This is a genomic window from Ruminococcus sp. Marseille-P6503, from assembly GCF_900604945.1.
In the GTDB taxonomy this organism is placed as follows: Bacteria; Bacillota; Clostridia; order Oscillospirales; family Ruminococcaceae; genus FB2012.
The window spans coordinates 966701-987115 of sequence record NZ_UWPB01000001.1 but is presented as its reverse complement, the minus strand read 5'-3'; the positions used below and the strand labels follow the sequence as shown (position 1 = coordinate 987115).

General features: G+C 45.6%; 19 protein-coding genes, 1 tRNA gene and 1 other annotated feature. Of the genes, 9 read left to right on the top strand and 11 right to left on the bottom strand.

Annotation, left to right across the window (positions count from 1 at the left end; genetic code table 11):
• The first annotated feature begins 73 nt into the window (after nt 1-73).
• The 3 genes from EIH25_RS04615 to EIH25_RS04605 are packed head-to-tail and all read left to right on the top strand — an operon-like array spanning nt 74 to nt 2577.
• Nucleotides 74-973 carry a class C sortase gene (locus EIH25_RS04615; RefSeq protein WP_124099019.1) on the top strand — a complete coding sequence of 300 codons (900 nt, stop codon included), beginning with the start codon at nt 74-76 and terminating at the stop codon, nt 971-973.
• Between the two features lie 14 nt (nt 974-987).
• Nucleotides 988-1944 (top strand): Cna B-type domain-containing protein, encoded by a 957-nt coding sequence (locus tag EIH25_RS04610; RefSeq protein ID WP_124099017.1) that lies wholly within the window; start codon nt 988-990, stop codon nt 1942-1944.
• A 9-nt stretch (nt 1945-1953) separates the two neighbouring features.
• On the top strand, nt 1954-2577 hold the full coding sequence (locus EIH25_RS04605; RefSeq protein WP_124099015.1) for a sortase: 624 nt from the start codon (nt 1954-1956) through the stop codon (nt 2575-2577).
• A gap of 80 nt (nt 2578-2657) precedes the next feature.
• Here EIH25_RS04605 and EIH25_RS04600 read toward each other — a convergent pair whose 3' ends face one another.
• Nucleotides 2658-3545, bottom strand: a complete 888-nt coding sequence (locus EIH25_RS04600; RefSeq protein ID WP_124099012.1) for a chemotaxis protein CheX — start codon at nt 3543-3545, stop codon at nt 2658-2660.
• Nucleotides 3545-3925: a response regulator gene (locus EIH25_RS04595; protein ID WP_124099010.1), complete on the bottom strand. Its 381-nt coding sequence runs from the start codon at nt 3923-3925 to the stop codon at nt 3545-3547. The genes EIH25_RS04600 and EIH25_RS04595 overlap by 1 nt, the downstream gene beginning before the upstream one ends.
• 199 nt (nt 3926-4124) lie before the next feature.
• Here EIH25_RS04595 and EIH25_RS04590 point away from each other — a divergent pair.
• Nucleotides 4125-4211: transfer RNA gene (locus tag EIH25_RS04590), tRNA-Leu, on the top strand.
• A gap of 187 nt (nt 4212-4398) precedes the next feature.
• Entirely contained in the window at nt 4399-5139 is a 741-nt protein-coding gene (locus tag EIH25_RS04585; protein WP_124099008.1) for a GNAT family N-acetyltransferase, read from the top strand.
• Nucleotides 5140-5302: 163 nt separating this feature from the next.
• Here the strand turns inward: EIH25_RS04585 and trpA are convergent, their stop codons facing one another.
• The 6 genes from trpA to trpE are packed head-to-tail and all read right to left on the bottom strand — an operon-like array spanning nt 5303 to nt 11849.
• Nucleotides 5303-6091, bottom strand: a complete 789-nt coding sequence (gene trpA / locus EIH25_RS04580; RefSeq protein WP_124099004.1) for a tryptophan synthase subunit alpha — start codon at nt 6089-6091, stop codon at nt 5303-5305.
• Nucleotides 6081-7271, bottom strand: coding sequence for a tryptophan synthase subunit beta (gene trpB / locus EIH25_RS04575; RefSeq protein WP_124099002.1), 1191 nt, complete (start codon nt 7269-7271; stop codon nt 6081-6083). Before trpB ends, trpA begins: the two co-directional genes overlap by 11 nt.
• 36 nt (nt 7272-7307) lie before the next feature.
• Nucleotides 7308-7928, bottom strand: coding sequence for a phosphoribosylanthranilate isomerase (locus EIH25_RS04570; protein WP_124099000.1), 621 nt, complete (start codon nt 7926-7928; stop codon nt 7308-7310).
• A gap of 1 nt (nt 7929) precedes the next feature.
• Nucleotides 7930-8709 carry an indole-3-glycerol phosphate synthase TrpC gene (gene trpC, locus EIH25_RS04565; protein ID WP_124098998.1) on the bottom strand — a complete coding sequence of 260 codons (780 nt, stop codon included), beginning with the start codon at nt 8707-8709 and terminating at the stop codon, nt 7930-7932.
• 16 nt (nt 8710-8725) lie between these two features.
• Nucleotides 8726-10363: a bifunctional anthranilate synthase component II/anthranilate phosphoribosyltransferase gene (locus EIH25_RS04560; protein WP_124098996.1), complete on the bottom strand. Its 1638-nt coding sequence runs from the start codon at nt 10361-10363 to the stop codon at nt 8726-8728.
• Between the two features lie 13 nt (nt 10364-10376).
• Nucleotides 10377-11849, bottom strand: coding sequence for an anthranilate synthase component I (trpE, locus tag EIH25_RS04555; RefSeq protein WP_124098993.1), 1473 nt, complete (start codon nt 11847-11849; stop codon nt 10377-10379).
• Nucleotides 11850-11959: 110 nt separating this feature from the next.
• Nucleotides 11960-12219, bottom strand: a binding site (T-box leader).
• A 278-nt stretch (nt 12220-12497) separates the two neighbouring features.
• On the opposite strand from trpE, the gene EIH25_RS04550 reads away from it, so the two are divergent.
• From EIH25_RS04550 to EIH25_RS04540, 3 genes are all read left to right on the top strand, one after another.
• Entirely contained in the window at nt 12498-13793 is a 1296-nt protein-coding gene (locus EIH25_RS04550) for an AI-2E family transporter (protein WP_124098991.1), read from the top strand.
• A gap of 298 nt (nt 13794-14091) precedes the next feature.
• On the top strand, nt 14092-15309 hold the full coding sequence (locus tag EIH25_RS04545; RefSeq protein ID WP_124098989.1) for a pyridoxal phosphate-dependent aminotransferase: 1218 nt from the start codon (nt 14092-14094) through the stop codon (nt 15307-15309).
• A 191-nt stretch (nt 15310-15500) separates the two neighbouring features.
• Nucleotides 15501-16274 (top strand): AraC family transcriptional regulator, encoded by a 774-nt coding sequence (locus EIH25_RS04540; RefSeq protein ID WP_124098987.1) that lies wholly within the window; start codon nt 15501-15503, stop codon nt 16272-16274.
• An 82-nt stretch (nt 16275-16356) separates the two neighbouring features.
• Here the strand turns inward: EIH25_RS04540 and EIH25_RS04535 are convergent, their stop codons facing one another.
• From EIH25_RS04535 to EIH25_RS04525, 3 genes are all read right to left on the bottom strand, one after another.
• Nucleotides 16357-16995, bottom strand: coding sequence for a peptidylprolyl isomerase (locus EIH25_RS04535; protein ID WP_124098985.1), 639 nt, complete (start codon nt 16993-16995; stop codon nt 16357-16359).
• A 105-nt stretch (nt 16996-17100) separates the two neighbouring features.
• Nucleotides 17101-18453 carry a hemolysin family protein gene (locus EIH25_RS04530; RefSeq protein WP_243113085.1) on the bottom strand — a complete coding sequence of 451 codons (1353 nt, stop codon included), beginning with the start codon at nt 18451-18453 and terminating at the stop codon, nt 17101-17103.
• Nucleotides 18454-18700: 247 nt separating this feature from the next.
• The gene (locus EIH25_RS04525) at nt 18701-19423 is read right to left on the bottom strand and encodes an N-acetylmuramoyl-L-alanine amidase (RefSeq protein ID WP_124098983.1); all 723 of its coding nucleotides are present in this window, start codon (nt 19421-19423) and stop codon (nt 18701-18703) included.
• 204 nt (nt 19424-19627) lie between these two features.
• Here EIH25_RS04525 and EIH25_RS04520 point away from each other — a divergent pair, with 204 nt between their 5' ends.
• On the top strand, nt 19628-20404 hold the full coding sequence (locus EIH25_RS04520; protein ID WP_124098980.1) for a methyltransferase domain-containing protein: 777 nt from the start codon (nt 19628-19630) through the stop codon (nt 20402-20404).
• Nucleotides 20405-20415: the final 11 nt, after the last annotated feature.

The following is a 20415-nucleotide window of genomic DNA, read 5'->3' as shown; positions in this document are numbered from 1 at the left end:
AATCATAATTGATTTACCTATAGCTTATCTGCCGGCGGAAATACTTCTGTCGGCAGACGTTAGGGAGGACTCCATGAGGAAAAATAGCAGTAAGATATCGACCATTGTATTGCTGGTAATATTGCTGGTGGGGTTCTCCGTGATGCTGTATCCTATAATAAGCGATTGGTGGAATTCACGGGTGCAGAGCCGCGCAATCGAAACCTACGATAAAAAAGTAAGCGAAATGAGCGAGGAAGATTTTGAAGAGATTTTTCAGAGAGCCAGGGAATATAATCGGCTTCTCTGCGGACTTTCCGCTCCCTTTACCGACTATGATGAAATTCCTGACTATGAGGAAATACTTGATATTACTGGAACGGGAATAATGGGATATATAACTATTCCTGAGATAAGCGTTAATCTTCCGATATATCACGGTACAAGCGCCGAGGTGCTTAATATTGCGGTCGGTCATTTTCAGGGTTCGTCGCTGCCTGTGGGCGGAACGGATACCCATTCGGTCATATCTGCTCACAGAGGTCTGCCGTCGGCAAGGCTTTTCAGCGATCTGGACGATCTTACAGAGGGCGATGTTTTTACAGTTACCGTTCTCAACGAAGTGTATACCTACGAGGTAGATAGAATTCTGATAGTTCTGCCTGATGAAATCGACGACTTGGCTATAATACCCGGCGGCGATTATGTAACTCTTATGACCTGCACCCCCTACGGAGTAAATTCTCACAGACTTCTGGTAAGGGGAAAAAGGATCGATACCGTTTATTCTTCAACTGCAAGGGTAGTTTCCGACGCCGTTCAGATAGATCCGATGACTGTCTTCCCGATAGTAGCGGCTCCTATGCTGGCGGTACTGATACTGTATTGGATTTTCGGCGGAAAAAACAAACGCAAGAAAAGAAAGTATTCTATTTCCGATCTGTTGGATCGTCAGAGCGACGATTCCGGCGTAAACGATGAATCTGGTGATTAACGAGGTGATAGCTAATGAAAATAAAGTCTGAACGTTTTATCAGCGCTGTAATATCTATAATGGCAGCAGTCCTGTTTTCTGTTTCCGGATTTACTGCTCATGCATCTTATGAAGTCTGCGGAACGCTTACGCTTATCTGCAAAACCGACGACGCGGTTCTTTCCGGAATGGAAATGAAGCTGTATCGCGTTGGCTTAAGGCAGGACGACGGCAGCTTCGCCCTTGACGGAGATTTTGCGCAGTATCCTGTATCGCTTGACGATATGTCGGCTTCTGCAATACAGGAGGCGGCGAATACTCTGGAAAATTACGCTTCTGTTGATAAGCTTGTTCCAGACGTAACGGGAGCGACTGATTCGGAGGGGACGGTTATTTTTGAAAACCTTACAGAAGGCCTGTATCTTGTGATCGGAGCGCCCGTTGATATAGACGGTATGCGGTATACTCCCGGAGCGGCGCTTGTCGAGCTGTCTGACGACAGCGAGGCGTTTGATTTATCCGTTTATCCTAAGTTTTCTGTGAGCGAAATACCGGCTTCGGGTTCTGCCGAGTATAAGGTAGCCAAGCTGTGGGATAATGATTATGCCGCTTTAAGACCCGATTCCATAAGCGTGGAGCTTTATTGCAGCGGCGAACTGAGGGAAACCGTTGTCCTTAGCGAGAAAAACGGCTGGACCTACGAGTGGCAGGCGGCTGAAGATGAGGACTGGCGTGTTAAGGAAAAGGATGTGGCAGAAGGCTATAAGGTCGTCTATAAATCCAACGAAACGCTTATAGAAATAGTTAATACATATGATTCGTCAATAACGACCGATTCCTCGGATACGGACACAAGCTCCAAAACCGAAACGTCGTCAAACGGCGGAAGGCTGCCTCAGACAGGTCAGCTCTGGTGGCCGGTTCCCTTGCTTTCGGCGGCAGGACTTATATTGATAGCTGTCGGGGTAAGACTTAATTCAAAGAGAAAGTGAAAATAATATATGGCTGAAAGAAACGCAAAAGGGCGTTTTCTGATAGCTGCGGGGACGGTGCTGCTTTTAGCGGCATTGTCCCTTGTCTTATGGAACGGCTATCGTGAACGCAGAAGCGAAAATTCAATGACAGCTGTTCTGAGCGAGCTGAAAAAGGAAATAAGCGAAGGCTCGTCTGACGGCAGCGTCAGTTCAGATGAGGGCGCCGGAGATAAAAGCGGCGTCGTATCGCCTGAAAAAGACTATATTGAAATTGACGGAAAGCTTTATATCGGTTACATTTCCATTCCGTCGATCGAAGCGGAGCTGCCCGTAATGGATGAATGGAGCTATGATAATCTGAACATAGCGCCTTGCAGATATTCCGGCTCGCTGGCAGCGGGGGATATGGTTATAGCCGCCCATAATTACAAAAACTTCTTTTCACGGCTTGACGAGCTTAACAGCGGCGATGAGGTGATTTTTACAACCGCTTCGGGAATCGAGCATCGTTTTCAGGTGATCCAGACGGATATTGTAAACGGCACTGATATTGACGCAATGCTGTCCGGTTCAGAGGAATGGGACCTGACGCTTTTTACCTGTACCTGGAGCGGCTGGAGCCGTGTAGCTGTGAGAACGGCTGCGGAATAATTTAGTATTATCAATAATGAAAACCGGACAGTCATAGACTATTCGGCCGCTGACTGTCCGGTTTTGCATAAAATATATTTTTATTCACATACCGATATAACGAAAATAACTTCGCCGAAGGAAAACGCGACAGGGATCAGAAAAGCGTCGTTTGCAAATTCTACGCTTCCTGATTTGATAAATTCCTGCGGTTCCAATGTAAGCTCGTTACCGTATTCATTTGATTCGCTGACGGAAAACAGACCGTTTGTTATGTTCAGAAATTCTCCTACTATGGCGTCTGCGTATTCGTCTGCTTCGCTGAGGCTTTCTTTTGAAAAACGCTCGGCAAGATGAATGTATTCGTTGCGTCCGCATACGATACATATCTGAGCGTTATACTGACCGCCTATTTTCTGGCTTACAATGTTTTCAGCTTCAACGCTTCTTACAACGGCTGATTCATAGGGAGTGAAATCGTCTCCGATAAATCTGATGATGTTTTTATAAAGCAGCGTGATATATTCTGAATAAATGCGGGCGTATTCAGCAGTGTTGAAGTGATAGAATTTTTTTACCAGACCTATCAGCTTTTCACTCTGACTGTTTGAAATATCTTCGTCCGACAGCTTATTTTCAGTTTTATAATCGTTGATAGCCTTTTCAAACTGAGAGTTTGTCAAAACGCCGTTATTTACAAGCGTCTGTCCCAGAACCAGATAGTCCTTTGGCTGTTCCGATAAAAGCCTGTCGACGTCCGTTTCGGTAAGATAACCGAATTCCACGGCAAGCGTTCCGAAGCGTTTGTCGACGCTTTGCTGAGCCACATTGATATGTTCGACCTGATCCGCGGTCATAAGACCCGCGTTGATAGCGAGAACGCCGAGACGTGCGCGCGTATGCGCTTTATCTTCAATGGCAAGAGCCAGATCTTCTGCTGATACCAGATTTTTATTCAGCAGATAGCCGCCGAAAAATTGTGCAAACATCAATCGATCCCCCTTGCAATATCATTTAAAATCTTTTCAACCTGACTGTCTTCAATCGGTTTTTGAAGAAAGCTGACCGCCCCTGCATTGATAGCTTCCTTCAGATAGCTTTGAGTTCCGACGGAGGAAGCCATAACAACCTTAGCCTCAGGGTCAGATTTTATAATTTGCTTTAAAGCTTCAACGCCTGAGATCACAGGCATAACAATATCCATAAAAACAACGTCGGGTTTAAACTGATTGTATTTTTCAACTGATTCTGCTCCGTCGGCAGCTTCATAAATTGTTGTGACTCCGAGAGAAGATATAAACATACCGAGTTTTTTTCTTGCAAACATTGAATCATCGCATATTAATATTTTCATATCGTTTATCAACACTTCAAAAACCTCCTTGACCGATAGTGATCCTATAGAAAAAGGATTGATTCCATAAATTAATTTTATCATAGTTTTAATTTAAAAGCAAGGAGTTTTTTATATAAATATGCATAAATTTATTACAAGTTTTTTTATTGCCGAAAGCTTGACTTTTATATTATAATATGATATAATTTATAAGCGTTGATTTTATCTGAATGCCGGTGTGGTGGAATTGGCAGACGCGCTGGACTCAAAATCCTGTGGTAGCAATACCGTACCGGTTCGACCCCGGTCACCGGCACCAGTATTAGCGCGGACAGCGCAATACCCGTCATCATTTTGTGGTGACGGGTAATTATCTATTTTATAGTCACAACACAGAATCAATAGTCAGCAAACTTTTGATACAGCTACGTTTGCAGGCTTTCTTTTTTATATCTGTCCCTGATTTCGGGGATAACTAAACTCTTAATAATATACAGGAGATAAATATGGATTTTTTGACGCTTACAAACAGTTATTATTCAGAATGGCTGGGTCAGGAAAATATCCTCAATGAGGATTTCTCCGGCGTGAGGTATGTTTATTCTGAGGAAAGAAACAGGGTGCAGACAGGATATCCGAAAGCGTTTGATCTTTACGTTTTTTGCCAGCAAAACAGAGCGGTTATCTCATACGGGGATAAAATGCTTGATAAAATTGAAATTTGTAAGGCAAAAATAAAATCCTCTATACCTATCTGTGATTTAAAAGAAATTCTTTTTCAGATATTTGGAACAGCTGCCGGGCATAATGTAAAATATGTTTTCGGCAAACCTATATCGAAAGAGTTTGTTTCAAAACCGCTTGTAATGACTCAATATGAGGAATACCTGAATTTCTTTAAAAAGAATAATCCTGAATGCAGAAACACAGATTGGCTCAAGGATTATTTCGCTGATATGGTTGACCGAAATTTATGCTGCGGTTATTTTATTAACGGAGAACTGGTAAGCTGTACCGACGTTCCCGATATGCCTTATATGGCGCAGACCGTGCAGGAGATAGGAGTTAATACCCTTAGCGGATTCAGAGGAAAAGGGTATGCTGCCGATGTTTGTACCTCGTGTATCAAAAGCATTATCCAAAGTAAAAAATGCCCTTTGTGGTCAACAAAAGCCGAAAATATTGCTTCACAAAAATTAGCTGAGAAAATCGGTTTTATTAAGCTTGCGGACGTACTTGTTCTATAGGAGTTATTTCGTCAGTTTATCCCGCAAATGCTTGCGGAAGCGGATACGTTAAAAATAAAACCCTTTAAGGGGAATCGGAAATAAATGATCGTCAGATCTTTTCCGAACCTCTTAAAGGGTTTTATACTATCAATATTTTTCAGACGTATTCTAAGTACCGTATTTACATTTCCGATTTGAGCGATCTTATTAATTCTCCGGTTTTTTCAGGCGCGTTTTTTCCGTATTCGGCAATAATGTCAACTACAGCGCTGCCGACTATAACTCCGTCGCAGTAGGAGGACATCTTTGCAGCCTGCTGCGGGTTGGATATTCCGAAGCCTATGCAGGCGGGGCAGTTTATTCCGGAGTCTTTCAGCGGAGCGAGCAGCTGGCTGAAATCGGTCGTAAATTCGCTTCTCTTTCCCGTAACGCCAAGTGACGAAACCACATAAAGAAATCCCTTTGATTCTCCGGCGATCATTTTTATTCTTTCATGAGAGGTCGGCGCTACCAGGTTGATCGAGTATACTCCGTATTTGTCGGCATACGGCGTTATTTCGTCGCGCTCCTCAAAAGGAAGGTCCGGAACGATAACCCCGTCTATTCCGCATTCGCTGCAAAGGCTGAAAAACTTTTCAGTTCCATATCTGAAAATCGTATTTACGTACATCATCAGAAGAAGCGGTTTGTCGCAGTTCTTTCTGATTTTTTTTACAGTGCCGAATATCATATCCAGCGTAGTGCCTTTTTCAAGCGCTCTCAGGCTTGCCTTTTGTATCGTCGGTCCCTCCGCGATGGGATCAGAGAACGGCACGCCCAGCTCAACTATGTCGGCTCCGTTTTCAAACATTGAATAGACGCACTTTTCCGTAGTTTCCAGATCAGGATCGCCTGCCGTCACAAAAGTAATAAGCGCTTTCTTATTTTCCCTTTTAAGCTGCTCAAAGCAGACGTCGATTCTATTCTTCATTGATTTCTACCTCCCTATAGCGAGCGACCGAATAAACGTCCTTATCTCCTCTTCCCGAAAGATTGATGATCAGTATCTGGTTTTTATCCATCTGCGGAGCGATTTTCATTGCCGCTGCAACCGCGTGGGAAGATTCGATTGCCGGAATGATTCCCTCTGTCCGTGACAGATATTCAAAGGCGTTTACGGCTTCCTCATCGGTAATGCTGACATAATCCGCGCGTCCCTCTGCTTTCAGGTAAGCGTGCTCAGGACCTACTCCGGGATAATCCAGTCCGGCCGAAATGGAATAGACAGGATCGATCTGACCGTATTCGTTCTGCAAAAACAGAGATTTCATGCCGTGAAAAATACCTGTTGTGCCTTTTGCCATGGTAGCCGCGTGCATATCGGTATCAACGCCCCGTCCGGCGGCCTCCGCTCCGACCAGCCTTACCTGCTTGTCTTCAATAAAGTTGTAGAAAGCGCCCATCGCGTTTGAGCCTCCGCCTACGCAGGCGACCACGCAGTCGGGAAGTCTGCCTTCCTTTTCAAGGATCTGCGCCTTAATTTCCTCGGATATAACCTTCTGAAAATCTCTGACCATTTCAGGATACGGGTGCGGTCCCATTACCGAGCCTATGCAGTAGAATGTGGTTTCGACGTTTGTGCACCAATCCCTGAAGGCTTCGTTGATCGCGTCCTTCAGTGTTGCCGTTCCGCTGTCCACAGCGTTGACCTTGGCTCCCAGCAGGTTCATGCGGTAAACGTTGAGCGACTGCCGTTTAGTGTCCTCTGCGCCCATGTATATCTCACATTCAAGGCCGAACAGCGCGCAGACGGTAGCTGTCGCAACGCCGTGCTGACCGGCTCCTGTTTCCGCGATAACGCGCTTTTTGCCCATTTTTTTTGCCAGAAGGATCTGTCCCAGAACATTGTTTATTTTGTGAGAGCCGGTATGATTAAGATCCTCGCGCTTGAAATATATTTTTGCGCCTCCGAGATCCTCGGTCATTTTCTCCGCAAAGTAAAGCATTGACGGTCTGCCGGCATAATCCCTGTACAGCGTTCTTAGCTCGTCTGAAAACTCCGGATCGTTTTTGTATTTTGAATAAGCCGCTTCCAGCTCGTGAACGGCGTTCATTACGGTTTCGGGAACATATTGTCCTCCGTATTCGCCGAATCTTCCGATTTTACTCATTGTTTTTCCTTCTTTCAAATATGGTAGATAAAATTTCTATTTGCTGCTTCTTACAGCTTTGATAATATCTCGGATCTTCTTTTCGTCCTTGAAGCCGTCAGTTTCGACTGAGCTTGAAAAATCAACTCCGTAAGGGCTGATTTCTTTTATTGCTCCGGCAATATTTTCCGCGCTAAGTCCTCCGGCGAGAAAAAAGGACTTTGTAATTTTTGCCTGCCTGATTATTTCAAGATTGACCCGTTTACCTGTTCCGCCGTAGTTGGCTTTGGAATAGCTGTCAATAACCAGCTTGTGAACAGGCAGCAGACAGGCGGCTTCAATGTCCTCTGACGTCCGCGCTCTTACCGCTTTCCAGATCTCGCAGCCGCAGGCGGAGGAAAGCTTTAAAATATAATCTCTGTCCTCGTCTCCGTGCAGCTGTATGACGTCGAGCGCTTGCGCGTAGTATTTCAGGATATTCTCCGGCGGCTCGTTGACGAAAACCCCCGCACGCTTTACAGCCTTGTCAAGACGGCTTTCCAGCTGCCGGAAGCCGCTGCGGCTTACCGTTCTTTTAAAGCCGTCCGTCAGAATAAAGCCCGCATAATCGGGACGGTATTTGTTTACATAAAGAATGTCGTCAGTCCTCCGCATACCGCAGATTTTTATTCTTGTCATATCAGACGCCCTTTCTGAGGGCTGAAAGCTCTGCGGCAATATTGCTGCTGCGCATCAGCGTTTCACCGATAAGCGCCGCGTCGGCTCCGAGGCTGCGTACCGCTTTCATATCGGCGTTTGTTTTTATTCCGCTTTCTGACACGATGATCTTATCCTCAGGAATATATTCCTTCAGTCTGGCCGTGGTATTCAGATCGACCTCAAACGTTTTCAGATTTCTGTTGTTTATACCGAGAATTTCAAAATCCAAAGCTGATATTTTTTCAAGCTCTTGGGTATTGTGAACCTCTATAAGACATTCCAGACCCAGTGAACGCGCCAGCTTATACAGACGGTCAAGCTGCGCCGGAGAAAGAACGGCGGCTATCAGCAGCACAGCGTTTGCGCCGATATATTTCGCTTCATAGATCTGATATTCGTCGAATACGAAATCCTTTCTCAGAATAGGTATGCCGACGCATCTGCGTATCTCCCTAAGATATTCCGACGATCCCTTGAAATAGAATTCCTCAGTAAGACAGGATATCGCGTCCGCTCCGGCGCTTTCATATTCTCTCGCGATTTCCGCCGGATCAAAATCGGCTTTGATTATCCCTTTTGAGGGGCTTGCTTTTTTTACCTCGCATATCACAGAAAGTCTGCCGCCTTTAAGAGCCTGAGAAAAGGAGATAACGGGCATATCTGATTTCTCGGCAAGCCTTTTCATTTGTCCGTCGGAAATAACGCTTTTTTCACGTTCAAGCTGAAGCTGCCTTTTTGCGGTTATATCGTCAAGTATCATCAGATTCTCCCTTCCTTCAGCTGCGGTTTGTAAATTCGATCAGCTCATGAAGCTTGCCCAGCGCTTTTCCGCTTTCAATGGATTCCTTGGAAAGCCGGATACCGTCTTCTATAGTATCGGCGGCTCCGCAGACATAGAGAGCGGCTCCGGCGTTGAGCAGAACTATATCTCTCCGCGAATCTTTAATGGCGCCGTTGAGTATTTCCAGAGTTATCTGAGCGTTTTGCATGGCGTTTCCGCCGATAATGGAAGCCTTGCTGCCCATTCTCAGTCCGAAATCGGTAGGCGATATTTCATATTTGATTATCTTTCCGTCCTTAACCTCGCACACCGTAGTGGGAGCGGAGATGGAAAATTCGTCAAGATTGTCGTTTCCGTAGATGAGAAGCGCCCGCTTTATGCCGAGATTCATAAGCACCTTAGCCATTGTTTCCAGCAATTTCGGATCGTAGACCCCCAGAACCATATAATCCGCCTTGGCGGGATTGGCAAGAGGTCCGAGTATGTTGAAAACCGTTCTTACACCGATCTGACCCCTTACAGGTCCCACAAACCGCATTGCCGAGTGATAGCTCTGCGCAAACAGGAAGGAAAGTCCTACTTCGTTGAGGCAGGCCTCCGCCTTTCTGGGAGTTGAAACTATTTTAACGCCCAGCGCCTCCAGTACGTCGGCGGCTCCGCTTTTAGAGGAAACGCTTCTGTTTCCGTGCTTTGCTACCTTCTGTCCGGTGCCGGATATAACAAACGAGGCGGTAGTTGAAATGTTGAAGCTGTTTGACAGATCTCCGCCGGTGCCTACTATATCAAGCACGGGGGAATCGGGATTGACTACCGCCATTTTCTGCCGCATTACCTTTGCAAATCCGGTGATTTCCTCTATTGTTTCCCCTCTCATGCGCATTGCCGTAAGAAGCGTTGCGATCTGCGCTTCCGTTGCCCTGTCGCTCATAATTATGTCCATGGCGCTGTAGGCTTCCTCTTCGGTAAGCGACTGTCCGTCAACGACCTTTTTCAGATAGTCTTTAAGCTCGGTGCGCTTGGCGGCGGGAACCGACGGAGCCTTTGAGAGCTTTGTCTTTATTCCGGCGACGTTGTTAAGGAAGTTGGAAATAATGCTTTCACCGGTATCGGTCAGGATCGACTCTGGATGAAACTGAACTCCGTAGGTCGGATGCTCTTTGTGGCGCAGCGCCATTATCTGCGCCTTGTCGTCCGTTGCTATGACCGAGAGGCAGGAGGGAAGCGTTACGCTGTCGGCGATAAGCGAATGGTATCTTGCCGCTGTGATTTCCTCCGGCAGTCCCGTAAACAGGGGAGCGGAGGTGTTGATCTTTATTACCGTCTGCTTTCCATGCAGCTGTTCCTTTGCATGAACGATTTTTCCGCCGAACGCTTCCGCTATTGCCTGATGTCCCAGACATACTCCGAGGATAGGTATTTTTCCGCTGAAATGTCTTACGGCTTCTACGGAAATACCTGCCTGAGCGGGGTAACCGGGGCCCGGCGAAACAATGATTGCCTGAGGTCTAAGCTTTTCAATTTCCTCAATGGTTATTTCGTCGTTTCTGGCGACCTTTATCTCGTCGTGCAATATTCCGACAGCCTGATAGAGATTATAGGTGAAGCTGTCGTAATTGTCTATCAGTAGGATCATTTTGCATACCTCCTTAAAGCCTTGAGGCTTCCTCTATGGCGTTGATAACTGCCTTTGCCTTGTTTACGGATTCCTGGTATTCGTTTTCGGGAACGCTGTCGGCGACTACTCCGCCGCCCGCCTGAACGTAAGCCTTGCCGTTTCTGAAAAGAACGGTTCTGATTGCAATGCAGGTGTCAAGACTGCCGTCAAACGCGAGATATCCCACAGTTCCGCCGTAAAGTCCGCGTTTTGCAGGCTCAAGCTCGTCGATGATCTCCATCGCTCTTACCTTGGGAGCACCGGAAAGAGTGCCCGCAGGCAGCAGCGCCGCAAGCGCGTCGAGAGGGTTGAGGTCGCCGCGGAGAGTTCCCTTTACATTTGAAACAAGGTGCATTACCTTTGAATAGCGCTCTATCGTCATATAGTCGGTAACCTGCACCGAGCCGAATTCAGATACCTTTCCCACGTCGTTCCGTCCCAGATCCACCAGCATGGTGTGTTCCGCCTTTTCCTTGGGGTCGTTTAGTAGGGCAGTTTCGTTTTTTCTATCCTCCTCGTCTGTTTCGCCCCTTCTGATCGTTCCGGCGATAGGACGTGTGATTACCGTGTTTTCATTTACCGAAACCAGCATTTCAGGCGACGCTCCGGCTATGGCGTAATTCTTGTTTTTGAAATAGTAGAGATAAGGAGAGGGATTGGTGGAGCGCAGCATTCTGTATACGTCAAAGCTGTCGGAAGGATTGTCGATTTCAAACCGCTGTGAAGGCACGACCTGGAATATATCGCCGTTTTTGATGTATTCCTTTGCCTTTTCCACGTTTTTTATATACTGCTCCTTGGTGATATTTGATCTGACGCTTATTGCCGGACGTTCAGACCTGATTTCCTGCGGCTTAGGCTGATAATTTCTCAGAACCCGGATTATTTCATCTTTTCTTTTTTCACACTGAGCGTATTTTTCCTCAAGATCGTCGTCGGCGTTGATGTTGAGGATTATTACCGCCTTGTTGCTGAGATGATCGTATGCCACAAGCTCGTCGAACAAATGCAGATCGGCGTCAGGCATATTCAGATCGTCATCGGGAGCGTTGACAAGAGTTTTTTCAAAGTATCTGACCATATCGTAGGCAAAATATCCGATAAGACCTCCCGTAAGCTTAGGTTTGCCGTTGAATTTCGGCGCTTGGTGCTTTCTGATTATTTCAGAGAAGAACTCAATTGGATCGCCGACCTGAACGCTTACCGGTTCTCTGCCGTGCTCCTTTATTGTCGCTGTATGATTTTTCAGCGTGTATTCCGCCTTGGGATTAATCCCGATATAAGAATATCTTCCCCACTGATCCTTGTTGTCCACCGATTCAAGTATAAAGCAGTTTTCATAGGTCGTGTGCAGACAGTTAAAAAGCTGCACCGGCGTAAAGGAATCAACCAGAAGCTCATAGAATATTGGTACGGTCCTGTAGTCGTTTAACAGCTCTCTTACCTTTTCAATTGACGGATACATAGCAAAAACCTCCTGAAAAATTAAACCTGGCGAATAATCGGGAAAATCGTCAGTAATATTCTGCCCGAAAAAGGCAATAAAAAAAGTCCTGCCGCCGCAATAGCATAACGCTATGGGACGATAGAACCGTGGTGCCACCCAATTTCCCGGCGAAAAACGCCGGCTCACAAGTACGCATTCTCGGCATAAGCCTTGAAATCAATACTCAGTCACACTAACGCAGGAACACGCGGCGAGTGATACTTTCAGCTAAGATTTCACACTGCTCCTCACAAATCCATTCACCTGAACATCATGTGCTGATTCACACCGGCCATCAGCTCTCTGAAACAATCCAAACAGGCTACTTACCTTTGATCAACGGATTTAAATTATTAACTTTTCAAAACTTAATAATATTATATTCCGTCAGCTCAGATTTGTCAATAGTCTTATTTTAAAAAATTGTAAATATTATTTTTTTGTTATTGAGGGAAAAAATATTGCATTGACTTGGTTTATCGTGTATAATATTATTATAAGTCATAAATCTTAAGAAATTGCTGAGCGGATTGAATTTTTTTGCCTGCGTTTATTGCTTTGCTTGATTACGGCCGTCAGTTTGTCAGATTTATCAAAGAACAGTTTAATATATGAAAGGAAAAGAACATGAAACTTTATACCAACAAAAGGTATAACACGATTGCATTATATGCGGTGCTTGTAATAGCCATAAACGTGCTTATAGTTGTAGCCGTGTTTAAATTCGGAACAATAATGAAAATTCTGTCGGCGCTGATAAGAGTTTTAATGCCTCTTATATGGGGCTTAGCCATAGCTTTTCTGATGAACCCGATAATGGTGAAGCTGGAGAGCCTGTTTACGAAAAGAGTAGCGAAAAAACCCGTCCGCAAAAAAACGCTGCGCTTTGCGTCGGTAACTGTTTCATCAATCGTGTTCTTGGGGATCGTAGCTGGTATCATAGCCGTAATTGTGCCTGAGTTTATCAACAGCTTTAACGAGATCATAAACAATTTCTCAGGGTTTGCAACCAATACTCAGAAATGGATCAACAAACTGCTGAAAAACTATCCTCAGATCGAAAGCTTTATTTCCGAAAAGCTTGTGGATTTCGGCACCGATCTGACTAAGCTTCAGCCGATGCTTGAAAACATTCTGTCCGGCGCGTGGGGCTTCGTCACGCTTGTTAAGAATTTTCTCCTTGGCTTTATCGTATCGGTTTATCTGCTTTTTTCAAAGGAAACTCTTATCGCTCAGACAAAGAAAATTTTATTTGCATTGTTCAAAAAGCCGTTCAGCGAGAAGATCCTCAGGCTTTCATCGCAGGCTAACAGGGTTTTTTCCAGCTTTCTAACCGGAAAGATCATTGACTCGCTGATCATAGGAATCCTTTGCTTTATCGGACTTACCATTATTGATATGCCTTATAATGTGCTAATAAGCGTTATCGTCGGCGTTACAAACGTAATTCCTTTTTTCGGACCTTTTATAGGAGCGGTGCCCTCAGCCCTGCTTATTCTGTTTGTAGAGCCGAGGAAAACCATATGGTTTTTACTGTTCATACTGATTTTACAGCAGTTTGACGGAAATATTTTAGGACCGAAGATACTTGGAGGTTCAACGGGGCTTCCTGCTTTCTGGGTAATGATCTCTCTGTTTGTCGGCGGCGGTCTGTTCGGCTTTGTAGGAATGATCCTGGCAGTTCCGACCTTTGCTCTGATCTACAGCCTTACAAGAGAAAGCGTTGAAGCAAGGCTCAGGAAAAAGAAGCTTCCCGTATCAACGCAATATTATGTTGAGAATCCCGACAAGCTATACGCCTCAAAGCGTGAGAAAAAAGCTCCTCTTACTCCGGAGCAGCTGGAGAAAATCGTTATTCCCTCTGCCGACGAAGTGAACGAAGCGGTTCTTGACCATGATGAAACGGAGAACGAGGAAAGCTGAATAACGCCGTAAGCCGAAGCTGAATGTTGTTTTCCGTTATGTATCCTGTCGGTTTTTTGTGCAGCTTTATCCGCTCGTAAGCGGTAGGGCTGCATTTTAATCGCTGTAAAAGAGCCTGTATCAATAATTTCTGAGCGGTTTGTCAACGGTTTTGCCGCCTGCTGAAAAAATCAGGTTTTTGTGTAATTTGACGTTGCAATTCAATACGGAAAGTAGTATAATTAATTTTGATCTTTACAGACGTGAGTAAAAGTTTTTATGATCGGCTGTTTAATTTATCTTTAAGGAGAGCCTTTTTATGAAAGTTTATTCAAAATCGTCAAAGCTTGATAACGTATGCTATGATATAAGAGGTCCGGTTATGGACGAGGCGGACAGAATGATAGCCTCCGGAGAAAAGATACTGAAGCTGAATATCGGAAATCCGGCGCCCTTTGCTTTTTCCGCGCCTGATGATATAATCAGGAATATGACGGAAAACCTGCGCAGCGCCGAGGGCTATTCGGATTCCAAGGGAATAGAGGACGCCCGGTTGGCTATCAGGGATTACTGCGAATACAAAAACATCCGCGGCGTTGAACTCAGCGATATTTACACTGGAAACGGCGTGTCCGAGCTGATTGTAATGGTAATGCAGGGACTGCTCAACGACGGCGACGAGGTTCTTGTGCCGGCTCCAGATTATCCTCTGTGGACCGCTTCGGTTACTCTTGCCGGAGGAAACGCGGTTCATTATCTATGCGACGAAAGCTCCTGCTGGTACCCTGATATTGAGGATATGAGAAAAAAGATAACCGACAGAACAAAGGCTATCGTCATTATCAATCCGAACAATCCTACAGGCGCGGTATACCCCAGGGAAATTCTTGAGCAGATAGCTCAGCTGGCGAGAGAGAACGAGCTGATACTGTTTTCTGACGAAATATATGACCGGCTGCTTATGGACGGAGTTAAGCATACTTCAATCGCTTCCGTTGCGCCCGACGTTTTTACCGTTACCTTCAACGGACTTTCCAAGTCGCATATGGTAGCGGGCTTCCGCTGCGGTTGGATGGTGCTGAGCGGCGACAAGAGCCGCGTCGGAGGCTATATTGAAGGGCTTAATATGCTGTCGTCAATGAGGCTCTGCTCCAACGTGCCTTCTCAGTTCATAATCAAAACGGCTCTGAGGGATTTTGACAAAACCGACAGACTGCTGCTCCCGGGCGGACGTATTTACGAGCAGAGGGAGCTTATATATAACGCGGTGAATTCCATAGACGGACTTTCCGCGGTCAAGCCGCAGGCTGCGTTTTACATATTCCCGAAAATCGACGCGGAAAAGTTCAATATAAAGGACGACGAGAAATTTGTGCTTGATCTGCTGAAGGAAAAGAAAATACTTCTTGTCCACGGGGGAGGCTTTCACTGGGACAAGCCGGATCATTTCAGGATCGTTTATCTTCCTGAAGCTGATGTGCTCAGAAAAGCGGCGGATGAAATGTCCGATTTTCTCAGCGGCTACAGACAGAAGTAATTATAAAGCGGATAAGCTGCGCCGTATCTGTTTGACCTCGCAATGTCTGCGCACGCAGGTCATTATGCGTTTATTTCCATTGACAAAACGCCGCGATGAGTTTATTATATAATAAGCGAAATTTATAGCGGCTATGGAATACCGTAACGCTATAATAATTTTTACGGAAATGTACGTCAAGGTGTGGTATTATGCTTTCAATTTCAGATCTCGGGCGCAGTCCGGCTCAGCCTCCGCAGTTCAATGCTTGTCAGGAATCGGGAATCTCCGATTATCTTCTGATTTATGCAAATTCAGAAGCCTGCTTTGTTCTCGATGGCAGAGAATTTTCTGTAAAGTCTGATACGATAGTAATCTTTGATAATTGTCTGCCTCTGATACACTGCGTGGAGAGCTGCGTTAATATATACGATTGGCTACATTTTCAATGTAGCCGTACTCTTATTGAAAGCTGGAACATTGTGTTTGAAAAAGGCGTTTATATAGGAGAAGGTTTTGACGCTTCGGGGTATATAAAGCTTTTATCGGAAAGCTTTGTCAGCGAAAATCCACTGCGCCGACAAATCTGTTCCTTGTTGCTCCAGGCGCTGCTTATGAATCTTTCGGACTGCTTAAATAAAAGGCAGGCTTCTAACAGGCATTATCGGAAATTAATGGAGCTTCGCCGTGAAATCTACCGCTGTCCCGAAAACGACTGGAGCATAAGCAAGATAAGCCGGACGATGAATATAAGCCCCGCGTATTTTCAGGCCATATATAAGCGGCAGTTCGGAATATCATGCGGCTCGGATATAATAAACAGCCGTATAGAGGCCGGAAAGGAGCTGCTTAGCGAAAGCCGTATGACTATTTATGAAGTCGCTTTCTCCTGCGGCTATAACAGCGAGGTGCATTTTTCTAGGCAGTTTAAGCAGATCACCGGCGTAACTCCCTCTGAATACCGGCGCAGCATAAAAAGCGGCTGAAAATGAACGGAGTATTTTAACAATCAAGAGGCTATAAAAAACGGACGAATGTACAATAAACATTCGTCCGTTTTTCAGTTTTCTATTCGCCTACGGTCACAAAAAACTCTGCCCGGTGATTTCCGTCTGCGTCATCGCTTATCATTTCCGCTTTGACGATCGTTATAGGCTCCGACGGGGACGACATCGCTCCGTCGCTTCCCAGCGTTCTTTCAATTTCAAGAAAGCTGTCTACAGTTTCCATGCCTTCGGTTACCTCTCCGAACGCCGCGTACTGACCGTCAAGGAAGGTACATTCGTCGGTATAGCAGATAAAAAACTGACTGGAGGCGCTGTCAAAAGCCTGAGATCTGGCCATTGAAACTATGCCTCTCGTGTGCGAAAGCTTGTTGTCAACGCCGTTCGCCGAAAATTCGCCTTTGATAGTTTTTTCGCTTCCGCCTGTTCCGTCGCCATTCGGATCGCCGCCCTGCGCCATGAAATCCTCCACTACGCGGTGAAAGGTCAGTCCGTTGTAAAAGCCGTCCTTTACAAGCTCTTCAAAATTTTCACAGGTTATCGGAGCGTATTGGGAATAAAGAGTTATAACGAAGCTCTTTTCATTTCCGCTGAGCTGCGCTCCGTTATCCGAGCTTTCAGAGGTGTCCCCGCAGGAGGACAGAAGCCCGAGAGTCAGAGCGGCGCAGAGCGTAAGCGCGATTTTTTTCATAATTCTTTTCATCGTTTAATCTCCTTTTATATTAAATCAGAATAAATATACGTTTTTTCATTCAAATAAAGCATACAGGCGGTCGCCGCCTGAACAGCCGAGCGGTACCTGCGTGGATCACGCCTTCTGCTGTTCCGGGGAGGATTCGCTTTTTTCGTCCTCAGCCTTATTTATGCGGACTATCGTCTTGGTTATACAGTGCCTTTTAACGTCAAGCACCTGAATTTTCATTTCCTCGGTTTCAATTTCCGTTTTGGTGCCGTCCTGAGGAATTTCTCCCAACAGTCCTATAACATAACCGCTGAAGGTATCGAAATCGTCGGAGGGCAGCTCGGTTTCCAGCGCGCGGGCGACGTCGTCAAGCGGCGCTGTGCCTAGTATTTTCCATGTGCGTGAATCAAGCCTTTCGATCTCCATTTCCGCTTCACGGAACTCATCGTCGTCAAAATCGCCTACAAGCTGTTCAACAAGATCCGTTATCGTTATTATGCCGCACATTCCGCCGTATTCGTCAAGCACTATCGCAAAGTGGGAAGCGTTCTTTTTCATTTTAGTGAAAAGCTTGTCGGCTTTCATGGATTCATGCACGAAATAAGGCTCTCTCACAGCGTTTTTCATTACGCTTTCCCTCGATTTGTCCGTAAGTCTGAAATAGTCCTTGGCATTCAGTACGCCTACTATATTGTCAACGCTGTCCCCGCAGATCGGATACATGGAATGTCTTGACTGATGTATAGTCCTTTCCCATTCCTCGCCGGTTTCGTCCGTCCACAGAACGGCGGCCTCACGCCTGTGAGTGCATATCTCCTCAACGGTCAGGTCGTCAAATTCAAAAACGTTTCTGATAAGCTCGCTTTCGCCCTCGTCGATAGTGCCTTTTTTATGACCCTGTTCAGTCATAAGCAGTATCTCCTCCTCTGTGACCGTATCGTCCTCGCTGTCAGGATCAACGCCTAAAAGCCTTAAAAGACCGTTTGTAGACGCGGTAAGCAGCCACACTACCGGCGCGAACAGCTTGGAAATAAAGGAGATAAGCGCGGACATACCCAAAGCCAGCTTTTCTGAATTTTTCATTGCCAGACGCTTCGGCACAAGCTCTCCGAACACCAGAGTGAAATATGAAAGGATCAGCGTTATCAGAATAAGCGAAATTGTGGAAAGCGTTTTTTCCGGAATGTTCACACCGGTTTTCAAAAGAACGCTTACCAGCTTTTCCGAAAAGTTATCCGCGGCAAAGGCGGAGCCGAGGAATCCGGACAGGGTGATAGCTACCTGTATCGTAGCGAGAAATCTTGCGGGATTTGTCGTAAGGTTAAAAAGACGTCTGGCTTTTTTGTTGCCCTCTTCCGCCATTTTTTCCAGCTTTCCCTCATTTACCGATATTACCGCTATCTCGGCGCAGGCGAATACGGCGTTAAGAGCTATAAGCACCACCTGTAGTAAAATTTGCCAAACAATTGAATTTTCCAAAATAAATTTCCTCCGTTTCAATTTTCAAAACACAAAAAGGCATAGCCCACGCCTATAAAGGCGCAGACCATGCCATAATATTCTTTATGTAAATAATACTGTCGTTACAACAATCGGCGTCGTCAGACATTTAGATTTTTCACCTCCGGATAAATTGAATATATTATAACTCATTATCCGCAGCTTGTCAATAGCAAAATAAAAAATTTTTCCGTATTCGGCACGCAATATACAGATTTGCTTTCTGTCACGCTTCGGAGCGGTATCTGCACAGTCCTGTAAATATGGTAAAAGCTATCTGCTTCTGATAGTTTTCGTCCTGAAGCCTCAGCGATTCGTCCTGATTGGAAAGAAAGCCGCATTCTATCATTACCGCCGGATTTGACGAATTGTTCAGCAGGTAAAGCTCGTCGCCGACAGGCTTGGTTTCACGTTTGTTTTCCGGCTGAAGAAAAGAAACGAACTGTTCCTTCATGATTCCCGCAAGCCGCTCGCTGTCGGAGCTTTTTTCGCTGTAGAACATCTGGGCGCCGCTGTATTTGCTGTCTGTAAACTGATTCTGATGGATTGACACGGCTACGGCTCCGTCGTATTTGTTGAACAGCTCCAGCCGGTTTTGCATATCTGATTTTTTCTGCTTTGAAAGCCCTTCTATTCCTTCGTCGTGTATTGAAATATCGCTTTCTCTTGTGCATACAGGCTGGTATCCCATAACTGTGAGCATATCCTTCAGCGACATGGCAATATTAAGGTTGATACCCTTTTCCGATACGCCGTCTATAGATACGCAGCCTCCGTCCATACCTCCGTGGCCGGCGTCGATGACTACGACGGGACGGTCCAGCGCCGTTCCTATTTTTTCGGCTGCGGTTTCAACCGCGATTCGCTTTTCGGTTAGATTGCTTCCGGCAATTGAGATTCCGAGTATTAGAATAAAGGTAACGATAGTCCACAGCTGTTTTCTTTTCATGAATAGACACTCCTTCTGATGATCGTACAACTTGCAGTTTGTACAATATATGTGCGGGGAAGGCTTAAAATACCACTGTTTTTTTAGTTTCCGTATCTGCTTACCTTCGTCGGCCGCGGCGCAAAAGACCTAGGCGCATTACGCGGCAATATATTGACAAAATAATTATTATACGCTATAATTCTGTGTGAACGGAGGTATACTATGGCGGATTGGAATTCATTGCAGTATCTTAAATTCGAGAAGGAAAGAACTCTCCCGTCGGTCGATCTTATTAACCGGATCAGACTGTCGGCCGAGCCGGAAAAAATACTTGATATCGGCTGCGGTCCCGGAAATTCATCGGCGCAGCTGAAAAAAGCGTTTTCGTCGGCTTATGTACTAGGCGTGGACAGCTCGGAAAATATGATAGCCGAGGCCGAAAGGTCTTATAAGGATATAGATTTTCGCCTGTTTGACGCAAGCGGAGATATCTCTGTTCTGGGAACGGATTTTGATCTTGTTTTCTCAAATGCCTGTATCCAGTGGATACCCGACCATGAAAGGCTTATCCCCAATATGCTTGAATGTCTTAAAAGCGGCGGTATGCTTGCGGTTCAGATCCCTATGAATTATGAGGAGCCTGTTCACAGGATCATCAGCGAAACGGTCCGCGAGGAAAAATGGAAAAAGCTTTTCAGCCGGACCAGGATCTTTCATACTCTGACACAGTCGGAGTATTTTGATCTGCTCGGCTCGCTTTGCAGCGATTTCAGCCTTTGGAGCACTACCTATTTTCATGTTATGAACAGCCATGACGATATCATTGAATGGTATAAGAGCACAGGCATGAAGCCTTATCTTGAACAGCTTGACGCTTCAGGCAGAGAGAAGTTTGAAAACGAGGTACGGGAAAAACTGACGGCAGCTTACCCTGTACAGAAAAACGGACAGATAATCTTCCGCTTCCCGAGATTTTTCTTTACGGCCGTAAAAGACTGAAAAACCAAAGC

Coding starts and splice junctions, on each gene's coding strand:
- EIH25_RS04615 (WP_124099019.1), top strand. CDS start 74: ATGAGGAAAAATAGCAGTAAGATATCGACCATTGTATTGCTGGTAATA.
- EIH25_RS04610 (WP_124099017.1), top strand. CDS start 988: ATGAAAATAAAGTCTGAACGTTTTATCAGCGCTGTAATATCTATAATG.
- EIH25_RS04605 (WP_124099015.1), top strand. CDS start 1,954: ATGGCTGAAAGAAACGCAAAAGGGCGTTTTCTGATAGCTGCGGGGACG.
- EIH25_RS04600 (WP_124099012.1), bottom strand. CDS start 3,545: ATGTTTGCACAATTTTTCGGCGGCTATCTGCTGAATAAAAATCTGGTA.
- EIH25_RS04585 (WP_124099008.1), top strand. CDS start 4,399: ATGGATTTTTTGACGCTTACAAACAGTTATTATTCAGAATGGCTGGGT.
- trpA (WP_124099004.1), bottom strand. CDS start 6,091: ATGAAGAATAGAATCGACGTCTGCTTTGAGCAGCTTAAAAGGGAAAAT.
- trpB (WP_124099002.1), bottom strand. CDS start 7,271: ATGAGTAAAATCGGAAGATTCGGCGAATACGGAGGACAATATGTTCCC.
- EIH25_RS04570 (WP_124099000.1), bottom strand. CDS start 7,928: ATGACAAGAATAAAAATCTGCGGTATGCGGAGGACTGACGACATTCTT.
- trpC (WP_124098998.1), bottom strand. CDS start 8,709: ATGATACTTGACGATATAACCGCAAAAAGGCAGCTTCAGCTTGAACGT.
- EIH25_RS04560 (WP_124098996.1), bottom strand. CDS start 10,363: ATGATCCTACTGATAGACAATTACGACAGCTTCACCTATAATCTCTAT.
- trpE (WP_124098993.1), bottom strand. CDS start 11,849: ATGTATCCGTCAATTGAAAAGGTAAGAGAGCTGTTAAACGACTACAGG.
- EIH25_RS04550 (WP_124098991.1), top strand. CDS start 12,498: ATGAAACTTTATACCAACAAAAGGTATAACACGATTGCATTATATGCG.
- EIH25_RS04545 (WP_124098989.1), top strand. CDS start 14,092: ATGAAAGTTTATTCAAAATCGTCAAAGCTTGATAACGTATGCTATGAT.
- EIH25_RS04540 (WP_124098987.1), top strand. CDS start 15,501: ATGCTTTCAATTTCAGATCTCGGGCGCAGTCCGGCTCAGCCTCCGCAG.
- EIH25_RS04535 (WP_124098985.1), bottom strand. CDS start 16,995: ATGAAAAGAATTATGAAAAAAATCGCGCTTACGCTCTGCGCCGCTCTG.
- EIH25_RS04525 (WP_124098983.1), bottom strand. CDS start 19,423: ATGAAAAGAAAACAGCTGTGGACTATCGTTACCTTTATTCTAATACTC.
- EIH25_RS04520 (WP_124098980.1), top strand. CDS start 19,628: ATGGCGGATTGGAATTCATTGCAGTATCTTAAATTCGAGAAGGAAAGA.